The organism is [Ruminococcus] torques ATCC 27756 (genome assembly GCF_000153925.1).
Lineage (GTDB): Bacteria > Bacillota > Clostridia > Lachnospirales > Lachnospiraceae > Mediterraneibacter > Mediterraneibacter torques.
Window position 1 is genome coordinate 159719 of sequence record NZ_DS264344.1, and the last position, 21857, is coordinate 181575.

At 37.8% G+C, this 21857-nt stretch carries 20 protein-coding genes; 16 read left to right on the forward strand and 4 right to left on the reverse strand.

The features are described 5' to 3' along the window. Window positions 1–27: 27 nt before the first annotated feature. From RUMTOR_RS00925 to RUMTOR_RS00955, 7 genes are read left to right on the forward strand one after another with little or no spacing between them, the layout of a single operon-like run. Window positions 28–2835, forward strand: coding sequence for a penicillin-binding transpeptidase domain-containing protein (locus RUMTOR_RS00925; RefSeq protein ID WP_004845120.1), 2808 nt, complete (start codon window positions 28–30; stop codon window positions 2833–2835). A 17-nt stretch (window positions 2836–2852) separates the two neighbouring features. Beyond that, window positions 2853–3497: a septum site-determining protein MinC gene (locus RUMTOR_RS00930; RefSeq protein ID WP_004845121.1), complete on the forward strand. Its 645-nt coding sequence runs from the start codon at window positions 2853–2855 to the stop codon at window positions 3495–3497. A gap of 29 nt (window positions 3498–3526) precedes the next feature. Further along, entirely contained in the window at window positions 3527–4333 is an 807-nt protein-coding gene (gene minD / locus RUMTOR_RS00935) for a septum site-determining protein MinD (protein WP_004845122.1), read from the forward strand. After that, on the forward strand, window positions 4330–4539 hold the full coding sequence (locus tag RUMTOR_RS00940) for a cell division topological specificity factor MinE (RefSeq protein WP_004845123.1): 210 nt from the start codon (window positions 4330–4332) through the stop codon (window positions 4537–4539). Before minD ends, RUMTOR_RS00940 begins: the two co-directional genes overlap by 4 nt. Next, window positions 4536–5672, forward strand: a complete 1137-nt coding sequence (locus tag RUMTOR_RS00945) for an FtsW/RodA/SpoVE family cell cycle protein (protein WP_009320588.1) — start codon at window positions 4536–4538, stop codon at window positions 5670–5672. Before RUMTOR_RS00940 ends, RUMTOR_RS00945 begins: the two co-directional genes overlap by 4 nt. A gap of 14 nt (window positions 5673–5686) precedes the next feature. Beyond that, complete coding sequence (locus RUMTOR_RS00950) at window positions 5687–6082, forward strand: methylglyoxal synthase (protein WP_009242652.1); 396 nt, start codon at window positions 5687–5689, stop codon at window positions 6080–6082. 38 nt (window positions 6083–6120) lie between these two features. Further along, a complete protein-coding gene (locus RUMTOR_RS00955) occupies window positions 6121–7173 on the forward strand; it encodes a D-alanyl-D-alanine carboxypeptidase family protein (RefSeq protein WP_004845126.1) in 1053 nt (350 codons plus the stop codon). 13 nt (window positions 7174–7186) lie between these two features. On the opposite strand, the gene RUMTOR_RS13605 is transcribed toward RUMTOR_RS00955, so the two are convergent. Next, window positions 7187–7312, reverse strand: a complete 126-nt coding sequence (locus RUMTOR_RS13605; protein ID WP_004845127.1) for a hypothetical protein — start codon at window positions 7310–7312, stop codon at window positions 7187–7189. 24 nt (window positions 7313–7336) lie between these two features. Continuing rightward, complete coding sequence (locus tag RUMTOR_RS00960; RefSeq protein ID WP_009242651.1) at window positions 7337–7540, reverse strand: DUF378 domain-containing protein; 204 nt, start codon at window positions 7538–7540, stop codon at window positions 7337–7339. A 139-nt stretch (window positions 7541–7679) separates the two neighbouring features. Between RUMTOR_RS00960 and RUMTOR_RS00965 the strand changes: the two genes are divergently transcribed. The 8 genes from RUMTOR_RS00965 to RUMTOR_RS01000 all read left to right on the forward strand — a co-directional run bounded on the left by RUMTOR_RS00965 (window position 7680) and on the right by RUMTOR_RS01000 (window position 18609). Beyond that, entirely contained in the window at window positions 7680–9092 is a 1413-nt protein-coding gene (locus RUMTOR_RS00965) for a biotin/lipoyl attachment domain-containing protein (RefSeq protein WP_009320587.1), read from the forward strand. A 48-nt stretch (window positions 9093–9140) separates the two neighbouring features. Further along, window positions 9141–9833 carry a YggS family pyridoxal phosphate-dependent enzyme gene (locus tag RUMTOR_RS00970; protein WP_004845129.1) on the forward strand — a complete coding sequence of 231 codons (693 nt, stop codon included), beginning with the start codon at window positions 9141–9143 and terminating at the stop codon, window positions 9831–9833. A gap of 124 nt (window positions 9834–9957) precedes the next feature. After that, a complete protein-coding gene (locus RUMTOR_RS00975) occupies window positions 9958–10506 on the forward strand; it encodes a cell division protein SepF (RefSeq protein WP_004845130.1) in 549 nt (182 codons plus the stop codon). 7 nt (window positions 10507–10513) lie between these two features. Then, on the forward strand, window positions 10514–11314 hold the full coding sequence (locus tag RUMTOR_RS00980) for a YlmH/Sll1252 family protein (protein ID WP_004845131.1): 801 nt from the start codon (window positions 10514–10516) through the stop codon (window positions 11312–11314). Between the two features lie 15 nt (window positions 11315–11329). Continuing rightward, window positions 11330–11869, forward strand: a complete 540-nt coding sequence (gene lspA, locus RUMTOR_RS00985) for a signal peptidase II (protein WP_004845132.1) — start codon at window positions 11330–11332, stop codon at window positions 11867–11869. Between the two features lie 58 nt (window positions 11870–11927). Continuing rightward, window positions 11928–12839, forward strand: coding sequence for an RluA family pseudouridine synthase (locus RUMTOR_RS00990; protein WP_004845133.1), 912 nt, complete (start codon window positions 11928–11930; stop codon window positions 12837–12839). A 145-nt stretch (window positions 12840–12984) separates the two neighbouring features. Further along, window positions 12985–13632, forward strand: a complete 648-nt coding sequence (locus RUMTOR_RS00995; RefSeq protein ID WP_004845134.1) for a cytidylate kinase-like family protein — start codon at window positions 12985–12987, stop codon at window positions 13630–13632. A gap of 198 nt (window positions 13633–13830) precedes the next feature. Then, a complete protein-coding gene (locus tag RUMTOR_RS01000; protein ID WP_004845135.1) occupies window positions 13831–18609 on the forward strand; it encodes a beta-N-acetylglucosaminidase domain-containing protein in 4779 nt (1592 codons plus the stop codon). A 106-nt stretch (window positions 18610–18715) separates the two neighbouring features. Here the strand turns inward: RUMTOR_RS01000 and RUMTOR_RS01005 are convergent, their stop codons facing one another. Beyond that, window positions 18716–19450, reverse strand: coding sequence for a tRNA lysidine(34) synthetase (locus RUMTOR_RS01005; RefSeq protein WP_009242648.1), 735 nt, complete (start codon window positions 19448–19450; stop codon window positions 18716–18718). Between the two features lie 286 nt (window positions 19451–19736). Between RUMTOR_RS01005 and RUMTOR_RS01010 the strand changes: the two genes are divergently transcribed. Beyond that, complete coding sequence (locus tag RUMTOR_RS01010) at window positions 19737–20585, forward strand: YitT family protein (protein ID WP_004845138.1); 849 nt, start codon at window positions 19737–19739, stop codon at window positions 20583–20585. Between the two features lie 4 nt (window positions 20586–20589). Here the strand turns inward: RUMTOR_RS01010 and RUMTOR_RS01015 are convergent, their stop codons facing one another. Then, window positions 20590–21690 (reverse strand): tyrosine-type recombinase/integrase, encoded by a 1101-nt coding sequence (locus RUMTOR_RS01015; RefSeq protein WP_004845139.1) that lies wholly within the window; start codon window positions 21688–21690, stop codon window positions 20590–20592. Between the last annotated feature and the right edge of the window lie 167 nt (window positions 21691–21857).

Sequence of the window (21857 nt, forward strand, 5' to 3'; positions counted from 1 at the left end):
CGAATAAAAGAAGCTGTTGAATATTTGATGAGTTCAAGGTTGATCGTTCTCATTATTGTCTTTTGCCTTACATCTTCGATATTGATCGGACGACTTTTTTATCTTCAGATCGTGCGCGGAGAAGATTACTTGGAAAATTATGAGCTGCAAATAAGAAAGACAAGAACTGTACCCGGAACCAGAGGCAATATTTTTGATCGTAACGGAGAAGTGATTGCTTACAATGAATTGGCTTATTCCGTGACGATCGAGGATATCATCCCTACAGACACTAAAACCGAAGATAAAAACAAAATATTAAATGATACGCTTGACAGTGTGCTTTCGATCGTTGAAGAAAACGGAGACAGTGTGATCGACAATTTCGGAATCATTCTTGATTCATCGGGTAGTTATCAATTCGCCGAGACAAACGAAACATCCAGACTTCGTTTTGTGGCGGATGTGCATGGAAAAAGTTTTATTGATGATCTTACAGAAAAAGAAAAAAATAAGACAGCCGAGCAGATCGTACATTATTTATGCAAACGATACGGATTGGATTATTCCGAACATGACGCCGCATATATTCTGAAAATGGTCAATATGCGTTATGCTATGGGACTGAATAGTTATCAGCAATGGCTTACAACCGTACTTGCTTCCGATGTCAGTGATGCTACGGCAGCGGCTATTATGGAAAATCAGGATTCCCTTCAGGGAGTAGATATTTCTGAGGATTCCCTGCGGCGTTATCCTGACGGTCAATATTTTGCATCGATTATCGGATATACGGGTCAGATATCGCAGGAAGAATATGATGATCTAAGCGATGATGAAAAAAAGAGATATTCTTTGTCGGATATTGTTGGAAAATCAGGCATTGAGCACACGTTCGATAGCGTTCTTCAGGGCGAAAAAGGTAAAACGACATTCTATGTAGATAATCTCGGGAAAGTAACCGATACTGTAAGTATGACAGATCCGAAAGCAGGAAATGACGTCTACCTTACGATCGATAAAAATTTACAGATTTCTGCTTATAAACTTCTGGAAGAAAAACTTGCCGGAATCGTTTTAAGCAAATTAAGCAATGTATTAGACTATGATCCTTCTGCGGAAAAAGATACGAAATATATTAAAATTCCCGTAGGAGATGCATATAATTCATTTATTGCAAATGAGATTATCGATATGAAAAAATTCGGAAGAACAGACGCAAAACCTGCCGAACAGGCTGTCTATAATACGTTTACTCAGAAAAAAGCCGAGATACTTTCCGAATTAATGGCACAGCTTCAGAACGAAAATGCTCCGGCATATAAAGATCTTTCAAAAGAAATGAAAGCTTATATGGACTATATATGCGATACTCTTCTAAAACAAACGACAGGAATCCTGATGTCAGACAAGATCGAAGCAGAAGATGAAACACAAATTGCCTGGGCAACGCAAGAGACAATTAGTTTGAACCGGTATTTAAATTATGCAATCTCCAAAAACTGGATCGATACCTCAAAGTTGGGAGACAGCGCTTATTCGAGTTCTGAAGAGATTTATAGCGGTGTTTTGGCATACCTTGAAGAATATTTAAAGGAAGACAGTAATTTCGACAAACTTCTCTACAAATATCTTATAAAATCAGGAAGTGTCACCGGCGCACAGATCTGTGCGATCGTTTATGAACAAGGCGTACTGCCAATGGATGAGAATGCGTATAACGGTCTTTTAAACGGAACGACAGACGCTTATGGCTGGCTATATGATAAGATTAAAACATTGCAGATTACGCCCGGGCAGCTCGCTTTAGAGCCGTGTTCCGGCGGAATTGTAGTTACAGATCCAAATAGCGGAGATGTTCTGGCATGTGTATCTTATCCGGGATATGATAATAACCGTCTGGCAAATACAATGGATTCCGCTTACTACAATCAGCTTAATACCGGACGTGCAAATATTTTCTATAACCGTGCCACACAGGAAAAAACAGCTCCGGGATCAACTTTTAAAATGATCTCGGCCACAGCCGGACTGGAAGAAGGGTATATTGACGCTTACACAACAACATATTGCAGCGGTTCATTTAATACGGTTACTCCGAGTCCGAAATGTTGGATCTATCCGGGAGGTCACGGAGCGTTGAATGTTGTTCAATCATTGCAGCATTCCTGCAACGTCTTTTATTATCAACTGGGATACAATATGGGAATCAATTCCAATGGAAACTATGACAGTGATCTTGGAACAGACAAGTTGAGAAAATATGCGGCTATGTATGGCTTAGACAGGAAATCCGGCGTAGAAATACCGGAAGCTGCACCGCAGATATCTGATGAATATTCGATTCAATCTGCAATCGGACAAGGTACGAACAACTTTACGGTAAGTCAACTGAACCGTTATGTAACCGCAGTTGCAAACAGCGGAACTGTTTATGATCTGACGCTTATCGATAAAACGACAGATGCGGCGGGAAATCTTATTAAAGATTATTCTGCAGAAGTAGACAGTACAATGGATGAAATCAATTCCAGCACATGGGATCTTATTCACCAGGGAATGGAACAGATGGTTGCAAGCTCAACCACTTTTACAGGCCTTGATTTTTCTATGGCGGGAAAAACCGGTACTGCCCAACATAACGAATTGCATGCCGACCATGTATTATTTGTAGGATATGCTCCGGCCGAACAGCCTCAATTATCGATTGCAGTCCGCATTACTTATGGCTATAATTCGGGATATGCATCAGAGATCGGCAGAGATATTGCAAAAGTCTATTTTAATCCTGAAACAGCCGGTGAATTAATTACCGGAAGCGCAGCTAATCTCGGAGAAGGAATTGCAGGAGACTAAAAGACGGGGGAATGACAATGAACAAACTTGTGACCATCAGAAGTAATCGATACGGATTAGATATTGAATTTGATTCCGAAACAGAATTCGATCAACTTCTTGAAGTTCTCGGACAAAAATTCAAACAATCCGGGCGCTTTTTTAAAGATGCACAGATGGCGCTTAGTTTCAGCGGACGCGAACTGACGCGAGCAGAGGAAGATCGTGTTCTTGCCGTCATAAGAGAAAATACACAAATTGAAATTTTGTGTATTATCGAACCAAATGATAAAAATGAGATGATGTACAGAAGCGTAGTAGAACAAAGTCTTTCAGATATCTATAAAAAAGAAGGAATTTTCTACAAGGGGACTTTAAGAAAAAGGCAGATATTAGAGGCAGAAGAAAGTATTGTCATACTAGGTGATGTAGAACTTGGTGCAAAAGTAATTGCAAAAGGCAGTGTAATCATAATCGGTACGTTATATGGATCTGTCTGTGCCGGAGCATCCGGCGATACGTCGGCGTATGTCGTAGCACTTTCTATGCAGCCTAAATATCTCAGCATCGGAGATATCGTAGCAAAACGTCAGATCATTTATCAGGAGAGCTTAAATATTAAAGGCCCCAAAATCGCCGTGATCGACGGAAACCGTATCTATCTTGATCCCCTTACGGATTGAGACAGGACATATGTAGGAGGAAAAGCATCATGGGAGAAGTAATTGTCATTACATCAGGAAAAGGCGGAGTCGGTAAAACGACAACGACAGCAAATATCGGAATCGGTCTAGCAAAACTCGGGAAAAAAGTTATAGTGATTGACACAGACCTCGGCCTTAGAAATCTGGATGTCGTATTAGGGCTGGAGAATAGGATCATTTATAATATCGTGGATGTCATAAACGGCAACTGCCGGTTAAAACAGGCATTGATAAAAGATACTCAGTTTCCGGAGCTTTGCCTGCTTCCATCTGCCCAAACGAAAGATAAGTCTGCGGTTTCCCCGGAACAGATGAAAAAACTTATCGAAGATATTCGGAGTGATTTTGATTTTGTTTTACTGGATTGCCCAGCGGGGATCGAACAAGGATTCCAAAATGCAATAGCAGGCGCTGAACATGCTGTTGTTGTCACGACCCCGGAAGTTTCTGCCATTCGGGATGCCGACCGCATTATCGGACTTCTGGAAGCGTCGGGTATTCGCAAAACAGATCTTTTGATTAATCGGCTGCGGATCGATATGGTCAAGAGAGGCGATATGATGTCCGTAGACGATGTCACCGAAATCCTTGCCGTAAATCTCCTCGGAGTAATTCCCGACGATGAACAAGTCGTTATTGCAACTAACAGAGGAGAAGCCGTTGCCGGAGAAGAATGTCTGGCCGGAAGATCCTACATGGATATCTGCCGCAGACTGACAGGAGAAGACGTTCCGGTCAACGACTATTCAAAATCAGAAGGTTTCTTCGGAAAAATAGCGCAATTTTTTCATAGAAATCAGGAGGAAAACCGATGAGTGTTCATTCAGTTTCGATCGCCAAATACCGGCTGAAGAATCTGCTTGCCGCAGACAGAATGCACTGTACGGCAGATTTGACGGAACAAATGAAAAATGACTTATATCATGCGGTTTCAAAATATACGGAAATCAATCCCGCATATTTTTCAATCGATATTACACGCAGCGATATACATATAAAATACATGGGAGAAGATCGTTGAAATTTTTAATCAATCATATTAAACAGCAATATCATATAAAAGATTATAAATTCGGACTTATTATTTCAGTAGTTGCAATTTCTGTCATCGGTATCATGATGGTCGGAAGCGCTAAACCGGATTTTATGACAAAACAGATCATGGGGGTGATCCTTGGGTTCGGAGCAATGGTTGTTGTCTCTTTGATCGACTATAAATGGATCATGAATTTTTATTGGATACTTTATGTTATAAATTTGATTCTTTTGATCGCAGTAAAAATTCCAGGATTAGGTCATTCGGCAAACGGGGCGCAAAGATGGATCAACCTCGGGTTTATGCAGCTTCAGCCTTCCGACTTGACAAAAATACTTCTTATTATTTTTTTTGCCAGATTTTTTTCTGACAGAGAGCTTAAGATCAGCAGCCCCAAAGTAATCATTCAGTCTGTTGCGCTGCTTATTCCGTCGCTCATCCTTATTGTGACACAGCCGAATCTTTCCACTACAATCTGTATCGCAGCGCTTTTTTGTGCTCTCATTTTTCTGGCAGGATTAAATTACAAATTTGTCGGAACAGTTCTTGCGATTACGATTCCTGCCGTTGCGATCTTTCTTGCCGTTGCGGTGCAGCCGAATCAGCCTTTTTTGCATGACTACCAGCAGGATCGTATTCTTGCCTGGTTAGAGCCGGAAAAATATGCGGATGATGAATCATATCAACAGTTAAACTCTGTTATGGCAATCGGTTCGGGTCAGCTTTCGGGAAAAGGATACAATAACGATGCCACAACTTCAGTTAAAAACGGAAATTTTGTTTCCGAACCGCAAACAGATTTTATTTTTGCAATTATCGGAGAAGAATTAGGATTTGTGGGTTGTTGCGGAGTCATATTTTTGTTATTATTAATTGTAATACAATGTATCTTAATAGGTTTAAAAGCGAAAGATACGGGAGGACGCATTATCTGCGGCGGCGTAGCCGCACTGATTGGCATTCAAAGTTTCATCAATATCAGTGTGGCAACTTTGATTCTTCCGAACACAGGTCTTTCGCTTCCCTTTGTCAGCTACGGACTTACATCCGTCGTATGTTTCTTTATGGGAATCGGACTCGTTTTAAATGTCGGATTACAGCCTAATAAGTATCAATAAGGAGAATGACAGCTATGAATATCGGATTGATCGCGCATGACGCAAAGAAAAAATTAATGCAGAATTTTTGTATCGCTTATCGTGGAATACTCAGCAAACACAGTTTGTATGCAACGGAAACTACAGGAGCACTGATCGAGAGCGTAACAAACCTTAATATCCATAAATTTCTTCCGGGACATCTCGGTGGAATCCAACAGCTTTCCTCTCAGATTGAAAGCAATCAAATTGATTTGTTTATCTTTTTCAGAGATCCGCTTACTCCACGCTCTCACGAGCCGAGCGTAAGTGATATTGTAAAAATGTGTGATATGTACAATATTCCGGCAGCTACAAATATCGCAACTGCCGAAGCTCTTATACTGGCACTTGACAGAGGAGACTTAGATTGGCGTGAAATGTACAAATAATACATCTAATACATCAAAAAATAAATGGTAGGAATAAAATGAAGGGAAATCATTATTCAGATAACAGGCGCAGACGCCGAAAACCTATTTACGTAAAAAAAAGACGGCGCCGAAAACGAACTTCTACAGTAATTGCGGTTCTTCTGATCTGTCTTATACTAATTGCAGGCGCAGGCGCTGTCGGATTTTTCATATTGCAGGAATATTCAAAAGATCATATCCGGCAATATGAGTTTGCATCATATAATAAAAAGCAATACACAGGAGAACTTTTCGCTGAAGATCTCTGTGTTGCTTCAGAAGATGTATCTCTTGACGGCGTTGAAGCAGATCCGGGATTTCACGGTGAAGGACTATTCAATATAGCAGATTCTCAGATCAAATACGGATACAAACTGTTTGACAAATTATATCCTGCAAGTACAACGAAAGTTATGACTGCTTATCTTGCTTTAAAATATGGAAATTTGGATGACGTTGTAACGATGAGCGCCACTTCCACGAATTTTAATTGGGATGAGTCTACCTGTGGTCTTTCTGCCGGAGATTCCCTGACTTTGTACGATCTCATATGCGGTCTGCTCTTACAATCCGGAAATGACTGTGCGGCCGCTATTGCGGAGCATATATCGGGAAGCCAGGAAGCTTTTGCCGAATTAATGAATACAGAAGCAAAACAACTTGGAGCGACAGGAACTCACTTTGTAAATCCTCACGGACTTCATGACGAAAATCATTACACAACAACATATGATTTGTATTTAATGTTTAATGAAGCATTAAAGGATCAAGCTTTTCTCGATATTATTTCTATGAACTCATATACGGCAAAAGTTACCTCGGCAGACGGAACTTCGTATACTCCTACATGGCAGGCGACGAATTATTACTCAGCCGGAGAAGCGACGCCGCCTGACGGGATACACGTATACGGAGGAAAAACCGGAACAACCGATCAGGCAGGAAACTGTGTAATTTTATATGAAAAAAACACCGCAGGAGAACCGTATATTTCCGTTATCATGGGCGCTTCTGACAAACCGCTTCTTTACGAAGAAATGAACGAACTGCTTGATGCAGGAATGAAATAGATCCCCGAAAGTGTCAAAAGACATCTTTCGGAATCGCAAACGATGCAAGTTTTCGGACAAATCTGAACTTTGATCTGCCGCCGTTATAAAAAATACAACACCCCGTAAAAATGAAATTTCCGATAAATAATTCGATCATATCATTTTACGAGGTGTTTTTCTTTTATTCTGACATTGATTTGATTCTGCCAAAAAGACTGATCAAGTATAAGCCGCACAAACCTACTAGCGTATAAATGATCCTGGAAAGCCAGCTCATATTCCCGCATATAAATGCCACCAGATCAAATCTGAACACCCCTATAAGAAGCCAGTTTACGGCGCCTATAATAACGAGTGTCAGAGCTGTATTGTCAAACCATTTCATGTTATTTCCTCCTTTATCATCTCAATATTTGTAACAATTCAGCTACCAATATTTTTTATTATGTCCATAAAAAGTGGAAATATACTAAAAAAAATGATATACTAGCAACGCCAGAAAAAAGCAGGAGGTGTATACTGAATTGTCATCCAAAAAAAATAATTCAGTCAATATAAAAAAATATAAAACAAAAAGAGAATTCAATCTCGGTATCTTTCTTTTTGCAATCGTGTTTATTTATTTGGTTGTAACAATTATTTTGTATTTTACTGGAGACCGGATCTCTGTTTATGAAGTACGGGAAGGCAGCATTGTGAAAGATAATTCTTATACCGGACTTATTATTCGTAAAGAGACGGCTGTAACTGCCGAATCATCCGGTTATATAAGCTATTATCAGGCCGAAAACAGTAAGATCAAGCGCGGAATGAATATTTATGCCCTTTCCCCTGAAAAGCTTGATACAAGCAGCAAAACAGACTCCACACAGGGAGAACACACAGAAGGTCAGTCCATAACAGTAAATCCTGAAGTCAGTTCTGCGATTACCCTTCAAATACAAAATTTTATCGAAGGGTATCGTGCAAATGATTTCGGTTCGGTATATTCGCTGAAATCTGAAATCACTACAATGCTTCAAAACGAATTCAGCGCGACCCGAACAGAACAACTTGGAGCAGTGATTGCCGCAAGCGGTCTGGATGTGTTGTCTTATCAGGCACAGCAGGATGGCATTGTAGCCTTCACAGTCGATGGATATGAAGGATTGACTACTGAAACATTTACTGAATCTGCTTTTGATAAAACAAAATATGAAGTTTCTTCTTTATCCGATGAAACGAAAGTTAAAGCAGGAGATCCTGTTTACCGGATGATCACAAGTGAAGATTGGTCGGTTATCGTTCCTCTTTCAAAAGAAACAGCTATAAAGTTAAAACATGAAGATGTATCCGGAATAAAAGTACGGATGGACAAAGACAGCGAAACTCTTTGGGGAAAACTTACTGTTATCGAACGGCAAGGAAAATATTACGGTCAGCTTGATTTTGATAATTCAATGATAAGATATGCCGAGGAAAGATTTTTAAATATAGAATTGATCATGGAAGATGAAAGCGGATTAAAAATCCCGAAATCTTCTGTAGTTAACGAGAAATTTTTTATCATTCCGAAAGAATACATTACGACAGGCGGAAACAGCAGCGCAAGCGGTGTAATGCTTGCAAAAGAGAATGGGAGCGCCGTATTTCACGCCGTAAATATTTATGACATTTCTGAAAATGGAGACGTTTTTGTCAGCAAGCAGGATTTAGAAGATGGAAGCGTACTCGTTAAACCGGAGTCATCCGATACATTTGTAGTCGGAAAAACAAAAAATCTGCAAGGTGTATATAATATCAATAAAGGATATGCCGTATTCAGAAAAGTAAGTGTTCTCTGTGAAAACGACGAATATTATATCGTGCAGGAAAACGAACCGTATGGTCTTTCTAATTATGACCATATCGTGCAGGAAGGTTCAAGCGTAAATTCAAATGATGTCGTATTTCAATAAAATCTAAAAAATAAAACTTTTAACTATTCGGAAAGAGGAGAAATAAAAATGCTTAAAGAAAATCTAAAGACGGTGGAAGAACGAATACAATCGGCATGTAAAAAAGCCGGAAGAAAACGAGAAGAAATTACTCTGATCGCCGTAAGCAAAACGAAGCCTCCTCATATGCTTCAAGAAGCTTACGATCTCGGAGTGCGAATCTTCGGCGAGAACAAAGTTCAGGAAATTCGTGAAAAGTATGAAGTCTTGCCAAAAGACATTGATTGGCATATGATCGGACATCTTCAGACAAATAAGGTAAAGTATATTGTCGATAAAGTAAAATTGATCCACTCTGTCGATTCTTTTAAGTTAGGAGAAGTAATCGAAAAAGAAGCTGCCAAACAAAATCGCATAATCGATATTTTACTTGAAGTGAATGTTGCTCAGGAGAGCAGTAAATTTGGATTAAAGACAGAAGAAGTTATTCCATTAATGGAAAAATTTTCGCAATTACCACATATACGTGTAAAAGGGCTTATGACAATAGCTCCATTTGTCGAAAATCCAGAAGAAAACCGTGCAATTTTTGCAGATTTACATAAATTATATGTTGACATTAAGCAAAAAAACATTGATAATGGTACTGTGAGCATACTTTCAATGGGGATGACCAATGATTATGAAGTTGCAATCGAAGAAGGAGCAACTATGGTCCGTATCGGAACAGGAATCTTTGGTGCCAGAAATTACAATATCTGATGTAAGATCTGGGATGAAAGTATAACATGGCAGAAGACTTGTCCGACAGAATAGCTGTAGTCTTAGAGCCGTGAAAATAATAAAATTGCGCGAGCATATGCAGCGCAAGATAGGAGTGTAAAAAATGGGTGTATTTGATAAATTTCTGGACATTATGAAACTGAACGACGATGATTATGATGATGATTTTTATGATGAAGAAGATGAATATTTCGACGATGAGGAATTTGATGAAAAACCTGCCCGTCGTTCTTTGTTCGGAAAGAAAAATACGAAGGAAGAATCTTTTGATGATTTTGATATGGAAGAGGAAAAGAAATTTCAGCCTGCTTCCTCAAGCAAGGTGACTCCGATGAGACATCCTGCATCCAGAAAGGGTGGAAATATGGAAGTTTGTGTTGTAAAACCAAGTTCTGTTGACGATTCCCGCGAAATAACAGAGACATTGCTTTCAGGACGCACTGTTATCCTGAATCTTGAAGGTATGGATCTTGAACTTGCTCAGCGCATCATTGATTTTATTTCAGGCGCCACATTTGCAATTAACGGTAATCTTCAGAAAATTTCAAATTACATATTCCTTGTAACACCGACAAATGTTGATATTTCCGGTGATTTACAAGATCTTCTCGGCGGTTCGATGGAAACACCGAGTGTGAAAGGAAGATATTAATTCAGATATGGGAAGCGGCAATCTTGAGAAAGATCAGTATCTTCTGGAAAAGCGTTTTATTGAATTATCCAGAAATGCATATCAAAGAGATTTTATCACATACTCTGATTTTCTGAATCTAAATGAACAAAATATACTGCATACGCTGCCGAAAGAAAATTTGTTTACACAAATACTTACTTTCGGCGGATATGGCATGGCAGAGCGTCAGATGGCTGCATTTATCCCTGATGCTCTTTATTTGCGTTGCGGAAAAAAGGAGCTCGATCCTGCTTTGATAAGATATCCTTTCAAAGCTCTTCAGGTCCTTCCGTTAAACCGAAAATTTTCAGAAGATCTCACACATAGAGACTATCTGGGATCAATTCTTAATTTGGGTATTGACCGGTCAAAAACCGGAGACATTCTTATTGAAAATAATACAGCGATTTTATTTGCACATGATGATATTGTATCTTTTTTATGCAGTGAGCTGACACGGATTCGGCACACATCGGTCAAAACAGAAGAACTTCCTTCATTTGACATTCAATATACGCCCAAATATGAAGAACTCACGGGAACCGTTGCGTCAGTTCGACTTGATAGTTTATTATCACTTGCATTTTCATCTTCCCGGACAAAACTTAGCGGATTGATTGAAGGCGGAAGAGTCTTTGTTAACGGGAAACTTATTACAAGTAATGGCTACCAGCCAAATGAAGGTGATCTTATCTCTGTTCGCAAAATGGGAAAATTTCGTTTTGCAGGAATCGGAAATAAAACCAGAAAACACAGAATATACGTCAGGATACAGAAATATATTTAGAGATGGAGAAACACAATGGCTTTGCAAAAAGAAAATCCGAAATTTCGTTTATTTAAAAGCTATATTATAGCATTTTTTTGGATAGGAACAGCAATTTTTATAGATCAGATTACAAAATATTTTGCAGTGGCGTATCTGAAAAATAATCATGCAAAAGTTTTGATAGACGGTGTTTTTGAGCTTCAATATCTTGAAAACCGAGGTATGGCTTTTGGAATACTTCAAAATAAACAGTTTTTATTTGTCGTTGGCGCTCTGGTTATATGTGGAGCGATTCTCCTCATATACGGGAGAATTCCATATACAAAAAAGTATATGCCTCTTCGTATCTGTTCGATCCTTTTGATCGCCGGGGCTGTCGGAAATCTGATCGATCGGGTAAGACTAAATTATGTTATCGATTTCTTTTATTTTAAATTAATCGATTTCCCGATTTTCAATGTGGCAGACTGCTATGTTGTCGTGGCATGCATTATTTTCGCTTTTTTGATTTTATTTTATTATAAAGAAGACTCTGATTTTGATTTTCTGCGCAAACAAAAAAATCGGATTTGATCAGATAAAATCAGTCTGCACTGCAATTTAACCTATAAAACAGAAAGGTTCGTATATTATGGAACAGATTAAATTTACAGCCGATCGCAGCGGGGAAAGGATTGATAGATTTTTGAGTGAAAATCTTGAGAACCTTTCCCGTTCTTATATTCAAAAACTGCTAAAAGACGGCAAAATTTCCGTCAATCAAAGCTCGGTCAAACCCAACTATAAAATCAGTGAAAACGATAAGATCGAAGTTTTTATTCCGGATCCTGAAGTATTGGATATTCTTCCCGAGAATATTCCGCTTGATATTTTATACGAAGACAGTGATATCCTTATTGTTAATAAACCCAAGAATATGGTCGTTCATCCGGCGCCGGGGCATTATGAGCACACTCTTGTAAATGCAGTAATGTATCACTGCAAAGATAATCTGTCCGGAATTAACGGTATACTTCGTCCGGGAATCGTACATCGAATCGACATGGATACAACAGGTTCGCTTTTGATATGCAAAAATGATAAGGCGCATCAGATCATAGCAGAACAGCTAAAAGAACATTCGATTACCCGACGATATCATGCGATCGTTCATGGAAAGATAAAAGAAGATAACGGAGTGGTAAACGCTCCTATCGGAAGGCATCCCATTGATCGAAAAAAAATGAGTACGAAAGCAAAGAACGGAAAACATGCAGTTACCCATTATACCGTCCTGCGCAGATTTAAAGATTATACTTATATCGAATGCGAACTGGAGACAGGACGAACCCACCAGATTCGTGTTCATATGGCAAGCATTGGACATCCCATTCTAGGAGACAGTATGTATGGTCCGTCAAAATGTCCGTTTAAACTTCAGGGTCAGACATTACATGCAAAAGTTCTTGGAATCACTCATCCTTCCACAGGGAAATATATCGAAGTCGACGCACCTCTTCCGGAATATTTTAATAAACTTCTCAAACAATTAGAAGAACGCTGATTTTGTTGAAGGAAAAAAGAAAAGAAAATAGAAATTTGATTGTATTTTTCTTTGTTTTTAGTTATAATACTCACATATAGTTCATTTGTATATGTATTTTTTATGCAAAATCACATATTGTTGACGTAAAGGAGAGTGACCTTAAATGAAAACAAATACGATCATTACTATTGGAAGAGAATTCGGAAGTGCCGGCCGGGAAATCGGATATAAAGTAGCCAAAGAATTCGGAATCAAACTTTATGACAAAGAAATGCTGGCCCGTGCAGCAAAAGAAAGCGGAATCTGTGAAGAAATATTTGAATCACATGACGAAAAACCTACAAGCAGTTTTCTCTATTCACTAGTAATGGATACATATTCAATGGGATATTCCGGAAACACCTATACAGATATGCCGATCAATCATAAGGTTTTTCTTGCACAGTTTGATGCAATCAAAAAAATCGCAGATGAAGGACCTTGTATTCTTGTCGGAAGATGTGCAGATTATGCACTTGAATCATATAAAAATGTAGTAAGCGTTTTCATTCATGCCGATCTTGATGCAAGAATACGCCGTATTGCAAGGATCTATAATCTGACGGATGCGAAGGCAAAAGATATGATCTTAAAAACAGATAAAAAACGAGCAGGTTATTATAATTATTATACAAATAAAAAATGGTCCGACTCAAAAAGCTACGAACTTTGTCTTACAAGTTCCGAACTTGGCATAGACGGAACGGCGAATGCGATTATTGACTATGTAAAACTAAAAGAAAGTATTGCGAAAGAAAGCAAACGAATTTAAATAAAGAAACTTAGAATAACTTAAAAAGCCCGAAAACTATAAAACCGATCTTGAAATTAAGATGATGTTTTATGATTTTCGGGTTTTTATTGTGTAATTTCATAATTTTTATTCATTGATTTTAGTTGATTTGTGTAGTATCATTAAAATAATAGGTAATTTTTGTATGAAATAACGAAAAAGGAGCGGGAACATTTTATGAAAAAGCTGAAACTCTTTAGGAAAATCAAAAGCATATTGAGCATTTTGCTCATATCACTACTTATCATACCTCTATGCAGCGGTATCGGAATTCATGCCAAGGAAAAAAACACAGAATCAAACGAATATAAAATTTATCCGATTCCTCATTCTGTTGTATATGATAACGAACAATTTGTGATGTCAGATAGAGTTCATGTTGTCTTCGAGGAAGGTATAGATAAAGCTACACAGAACTTTTTGGAAGAAGTTATAACAGACTATGGGAAAACAGTTGTACATTCTGAAGAGATCGTCAACGGAGAAACTACGATCCTGTTGGGAATAAAAGGTTCCAATGGAAAAGCGGACAGCTATATCAATAAAAATACAACGATTAAAACGTCTGATCTTTTCAATCGAACTGATTCATATATACTTAGCGCCAAAGAAAATATTATCTCAATCGTAGGAAAAGATACCGACAGTACATTTTTCGGTATCGCTACGTTACAGATGATGCTTACATCTTATGAAGATCCAGCCCTTCGCAGCGTACAGATCGAGGATTTTTCTGACATACAATATCGAGGATTTATTGAAGGCTTTTACGGAGGGTGGGATTATAAATCACGGGAAAGCCTTATGAGATTTGCACGTGATGTTAAAATGAACCATTATATTTATGCATCAAAAACTGATCCTTATCATACATCAAAATGGGGAGAACTTTATCCGCAAAGCGAAATCGATCAGATACAAAAACTTGTAAAAGTAGGTGAAGAGACAAAATGTTACTATACATGGTCCGTACATATTTCGGGATTTTTCACCAATTTAGATACATCGAATGAAACCGCCTATAATGAACGGTATCAGAAACTACTTGCAAAATTCCGTCAGCTTTATGACGCAGGCGTTAGAAAATTTGACATTTTAAATGACGACTTCGGACAAGGAACTCATGAAGATGTAGTAAATCTTTTAAATAAGCTGACAAAAGAATTCATTATTCCAAACAACTGCAAGCCGATCACTTACTGTATGCAGGGATATAACAAAGCATGGTCAAAAGAGGCTGAATTAAGTGCATTAAAAAAACTTGACAAGTCAATTATCCTATATTGGACAGGTGATGACGTAAACTCGCCGATCACACAGGAAACAATCGATTATGTTTCAGAGAAAACAGGACACAAAGTTTGTTTCTGGCTGAATTATCCGGTAAACGAACATGGAAAATCAGGACTTTATCTTGGAGATATCACACATTACGCCCGCGATGGCATAACAGGACTTACAGGAGCTGTCTCAAACCCTTCCCGCTTTGCACAGAGTAATAAAGTCGGTCTGTTCCAGCTTGCATCACTATTCTGGAACAATACTAATTACACTGCAAACGCGCAAACTGTTTGGCAGGATGCATTCCGTTATCTTGAACCTGAAGTACAGGACGCTTACTTTAAAATTGCATCTAATGTTACAAACTGTCCTCGTTCCGTACGTGTACCGCAAGGCTTTCCGGAATCAGAATATCTGAAAGAAAAGCTTGAAAATGTTACAGCTAAAATCAGTAATGGAGAGAACTTGAAAAATGATAAAGAAACGGCAGCTTTAAAATCGGAATTTGAATCTATTCTTGCTGCAATCGAAACATTTAGATCAACATGTGACAATGCTGATTTAAAATCAGAATTAGATCCATGGCTGAAATCACTGCAAGATATCGCTTCAGGCGGAAAGGCAATTATCGAAAGTATCATTGCTATTCAAGAAAAAGACATAGATACAGCTTGGGAAACGTTTGCAACAGCAGGCAAGGCGCTACAAACATGGAATACATATCCGACAGCAGAAGGAGTAAAAGAAGGCGCAGAAGCAGGAAGTAAACGTATCCAACCGTTCGTATCGAAAGCAGCCGCAACGGCAAAAAATAAATTAACACCGTTTTTCGATCCTGATAATACGAATGTAATTCCTTCGTTTTATGCAGTTCTTGCAGGTGTAAAACGAACAGATGATACTGTTTCCGCAAAATTATTTGACAAAGATCCATCAACTGCCGGCGAATGGAATCAAAACCAAAAGATAGGAGATTACTATGGCGTAGATTTAGGTCGTGTTATCCCTGTAACAGATATTACAATTCTTCAGGGAGCATCAGAAACTGATCATGACTATTTCCACAATTTCGTTTTAGAATATTCTGAAACAGGTGAAGACGGTTCATGGGTCACAATTCAGGAGTACAAAGAAACAGATGAATCACATAAAATAGAAAAAACAGGGTTAAACATAAATGCACGCTATGTGCGTCTGCGTCTTACCAAGACAGGAACGACAACTCCGAACAAAGCAAATTATTGGACAAAAGTACGCGAATTTACAGTAAATAAGAAATTTACTGACGGGGAACGTATTTATACAAATATTGAAAAATTAAAAGAGACTCCGATCCACATTTACGAAAACGAATTTCGTATAAGAGACATTAAGGATTTAGAATTAAAACCGAATGAATATGTCGGTATCAAAATGACCTCCCTTGTCTCAGTGTCTGATATTTTTTCCGAATCAGACGAATTTGAAAAAGCAAAAATACAATATTCAACAAATGGAATTGAATGGACAGATGCGAAAAATTTCAAAGGGCCACAACCGATGCGATATGTCCGTCTTGTCAATCAGACAAATGAAACGCTAAAAGGATCATTGACAAAACTAGGTATTTCCGTAAATAATCTTAAGATCACACCGAAGATGAGCGAAACAAGTTTTACAAATCCGCTTAAAGAAGGTACGTGGGAGAATATGTTTGATGGAGATTTTACAACCCATGCCTGGACGAATCAGGGTCAAAATAATGGCGGATACATTATTATAGACCTCGGAACTTCAACACCGCTTTATGATGTTACAATCGTCACAGCGGATGGAAAACCTCATTTATACGATGCAGATATACAAATCTCCTCTGATAAAAAAGAGTGGACCACGATCGCGTCTGTAAAAAATGACAATACAAAAGTGGAACCTCCCTATCGTTATGTAAGAGCAAATGCCCAGGGAGCTAAGAGCAGATATCTTCGTATTCTCGTAACAGATGACGTTATCGGTAAATATGATAATCCGTTCCTTTGTATCAAAGAAATTGAATTTAACAAAAATATTGAAGAAAATACAAGTACATATCCGATTGCTTCGAGTGCAGAAGGTAATCTTGAAAAATGTATCGATCAGGATCTGTCCACTGTATTTACAACAGAAAACAAAACTGCCGGATGGCTGGAATATAAACTGACAGACAATACAAAATTAAAATCGTTCTCTATTTTGCAAGATGTACATACTATTTCCGAAGCTAATGTAAAGGTACGAACCGGAACTGATAAATGGAAAGACTTAGGTACATTTGATAAGGGAACAAAAACTTTTGATGTATCAGAATATGACAATATTTTCGCGATTCGACTTGAATGGGCAGAGGGAAAAGCGCCTTCTATATATGAAATTTATACAAACGAAGATGAAAAACAAAATACAGATGATATCGGAATCTATGTAGAACAAATCATCGATACAGAAGCAGATTCCGAAAAACCAAAGCCTGAACAACCTGAAATCCCGGATTCAGAAAATCTTGCTATAAACCGTCCGGTAGAGGTATCAGGAACCGAGCTTGACAGAGATCAAAAAGATTTTGCCGTGGACGGGAACCGTGAGACAAGATGGAACAGCAATTACATCAAAGGCGATCATGCATCTGAAGAAGCATGGATCATCGTTGATCTCGGTGAAGAAACAAATATCATCGAATCACTTACTGCAGAGTATTTTAATTTAGTTTATCCGACAGACTATGACGTTCTCGTATCTGCTGATAAAGAAAACTGGATCACTGCAAAAACGATAAAAAACGAACCGAACGGAGCAGCCCATCCAACAGATGAAATTTCACTTGATCAACCAATCATCGGAAGGTATGTCAAATTATTATTCCGTGAATTAAACAGTGCTGCTGTCGGAAACTGTGTAGGTTTAGAAGAGCTTACCATAACAGGAAAGAGGATATCCTCCGAAACAGAATTAAAAGAATATATGCCGATCAGCGATATTAAAATCGACAAAGGTACGTCACAAGAAGAATTAAGAAAGCTGCTTCCTTTAATTATCAGTGGAAAGCTTGCATTAAAAGACAGTGATAAAATACTGGACTTGGCATCATTATTTGTAAACTGGGATCTTTCAGAATATACTTCTGCTGAAGATACGATCCTCACTTTAAAAGGGAATTTGATCGGTGCAGGAAAAGCAACTGGAGACGAGATTTCCCTAAATGTGATCATAGGCACCGGATCAACAGAACCTCCTGTTGACCCTGAAGGTCCTACTGATCCGGATACACCTGATTCAGGAAAGATTGAACAATTAAAACAGGAATTAGCTCTACTCATTGAAACTGCTCAAGCAAAAGTGGAATCCGGTAAATACACAGACGAAACAGTCAAAATACTTAAAGAGCAAATCATAAAATCTGAGGCGCTTTTAACAGACAACGTCACTGCCGAACAACTTGAACAGCAAATCAATAGTATTAAAAAATCAATCAACGGATTAACCGAAAAAAAAGCCGACTTAGAAACTTCTGACCGGCCAAATCAAAACATCACTCATTCAGAAAAAAGTACAGCAGTAAAAACAGGTGACTCAACTCATATAATACCTCTATTTCTGCTGATGATTTGCACCGGATTTTCCTTGATCCTATTCAGGAAAAGAAATACTTATAATAAATAATAGGTGTTGACATGCGATAATGTCACATATTATAAAAACACATCCGATGGATTAAACATCGGATGTGTTTTACTTGCCGCTAGTTTATTCACTTTTAAGATCTTATTTAACGTCTCGATATCGTGCGCTGCGGCCAACCTTTAATATCTCCTGTTAAAATAGCGTGAAACATTCGTTCTTTTGTTCCCGGATGTTCTTTGTTAAGTTCTCTTAAAAGTTCTTTTGCATATTGCCGCTTCGTATGTCCGTCTACAGGACATTTTCCTTTTACAACCGGAAGAGAATATTTATTGCGAAAACCGATTACTTCCATTTCATCTATAAACATCATAGGACGGATAACAGTAAGATCCATACGATCTAAATATGTTTTTGGAGAAAAGGAATAAAATCTTCCTTCAAAAATCAATGAGAGCAACATTGTTTCAATAATATCATCTTTATGATGAGCATAAGCCACTTTATTACACCCCATCTCCTTAACCGCCTCATTTAAGGCGCCTTTACGCATTTTTGCACAAAGCGAACAAGGATTACTCTCTTGGCGTACATTAAAAAGAATATCATAAATATCTGATTTTACTATTTTATAAGGAACTTCTAATTCCCTGCATAAATTTTGAATCGGTTCCAAATTAAAATCTGCAAATCCAAGATCTACAGTTACAGCACTTAAATCAAACTTACGGGGATAAAACCGTTTTAATCCATGAAGCGCATAGAGCAGGGTAAGGCTGTCTTTTCCGCCCGAAATACCTACCGCAATATGATCCCCTTCCTGTATCATACTATATTCATCCACTGCTTTACGCGTATAACTGAGTAACCGTTGTAACTGCATTTTCTTCCTACCTTTCATGATTGATCTGTAATTATAACGTTTATATTATATCGGCAGAAGAATATAAATACAAGTCGAAAACTTACAGAAAATCATAGAATCACCGGTTGTTTATGAAAAAAATCAGATTACGATCCGTAAGTTAAAAATAGTAATAAATAATCAAAGAATTTGATTGAAATTCATCTCTGATAGAGATAAGATATTGTTTAGGGAAAATTTATTTTTTATTTTTTTGTAAATAGATGTCCCGTAACTATATTTTACCAGAAAAGAGAGTATTAAAATGAAAAACAAAGGAATATCTATTCGTGAAATATTAATCATTACATTTGGAATGTTTCTTGTAGCCGCAGGGGTTTATTTCTTCATGATTCCCGGAAATATCGTAGCCGGAAGTGTTTCCGGTCTGGCTCTCGTATTATCGAAATTGTTAGGGATACAAGTTTCTGTATTAACATTTATCTTAAATACATTCCTTCTTATTATCGGGTTTATCTTCATCGGAAAAGAATTTGGAGCAAAGACAGTGTACACATCTATGCTTCTCCCTGTATATCTTTGGATTTTCGAGCATTTCATACCACTTGACAAATCGATTACCAATGAACAGGTAATCGATCTCGTAATTTATGTTCTGCTGATTGCTCTTGGTCAGGCATTACTGTTCCATGTAAACGCATCTTCCGGAGGATTAGATATTGTGGCAAAGATGCTGAATAAGTTTACACATATTGAAATAGGAAAAGCACTGACAATTTCCGGGCTTATCACTGCAATGACTTCTATATTTGTTTACGATATACCGACACTTATTATCAGTCTTCTCGGAACATATGCAAACGGAGCAGCAGTAGACTATTTTATTGACGGCTTTAAAAAACGAAAACGCGTATGTATTATTGCAGATGATTACCGTCCGATCCAACAATATATTATTCATGATCTAAATCGCGGAGCAACTTTATATACAGCTCAAGGCGCTTATGACGAAACACACAGAACCGAATTGATCACAATTATCACACAACAAGAATATCGTACACTTTTAAATTATCTTCATTCATGTGGGCAGAAAGTATTCGTTACCGTCTCTACTGTAAATGAAGTGATCGGTCAATGGAATTCAAAATAAATACTTATACCTCGCGAAGTTTCACTATGTTTGCAGCCTGCCGGCGTCTGTCTTCATCAATGGCTGCATAATGCTTTTTCGTTGTATTTACATCTTTATGTCCGAGAACATCGGCAACAAGATAAATATCTCCTGTTTCTTTATAAAGGGAGGTACCGTAGGTACTTCTAAGCTTATGAGGAGTTATTTTCTTGTTAGGCGTTACTTCCCGGGCATATTTTTTTACCATATTCTCAATAGCTTGAACGCCCATACGTTTTCGCTGAGTAGATAAGAAAAGCGCATTTTCATGCCCCGGAAGCGGGAGAGTAGTTCTCCGTGTTGTATACATATATGTCTTTAGTGCATTTTCCACTTCTTCGCCAAAATATACAATCATTTCATTTCCGCCTTTTCGCATCACTTTGATTCCATTATTTTCAAAATCCACATCATTGATATCCAGCCCCACGCATTCCGAAACACGAATGCCCGTTCCTAAAAGTAAAGTTAATATAGCAAGATCTCTGTTTCTCGTTTTCTCAAAATAAGCCTTTTTCTGTCCGGTTAAATGATCGCCTCCATGATCAACATAATCAAGCAATCGGACAACTTCATCCGCATCAAGACGAATAATTGCCTTTTCGTGAAGTTTAGGCATATCTACAAGAAGAGTCGGGTTTTTCGATATTGCCTGACGTTTAAAATAATATCCATAAAAGCTACGAAGCGCTGACATTTTTCTTGCAAGTCCTTTTTCTGTATTTGTAACTTGCTTTTCATCATTTTTATATACTTTTAAATATTCTTGGTATTCCTCAATATCAACCGGTTCAAGATTTTCTATATCTGCCAATGTAAACTGATCGATCGTATAGTTTTTATAAACCGGATTATTTTCCATTAAAAAACGGAAAAACACACGAATATCGTATGCGTAGGAAATTCGTGTGTTAGCGGATGTCGTTGGCTCTATAGCTCTGAAATAATCTTTCGCAAACGATGGTAATGTTTTTAATATTTCCCTTAGCCGTAATGTATAATCGATATATTTTTGTTCATGATATGTTTTTACATCATAACTTACACGTAAACCTTCATCTGAAGTATTTTCCTTATTTGCCATAATTATATTCCTCCTTTATTTATTCGGATATACATATTATATCAAATGTATATCTTTACGTCCATATCTTTTGGAAAAATCAGTATTTGTCGTATAGATTGATCTATATTATAAGACAGCCGATAAAAATGAGTATTACTTCTATTTCTCACGGCTGTCGGTTGGAG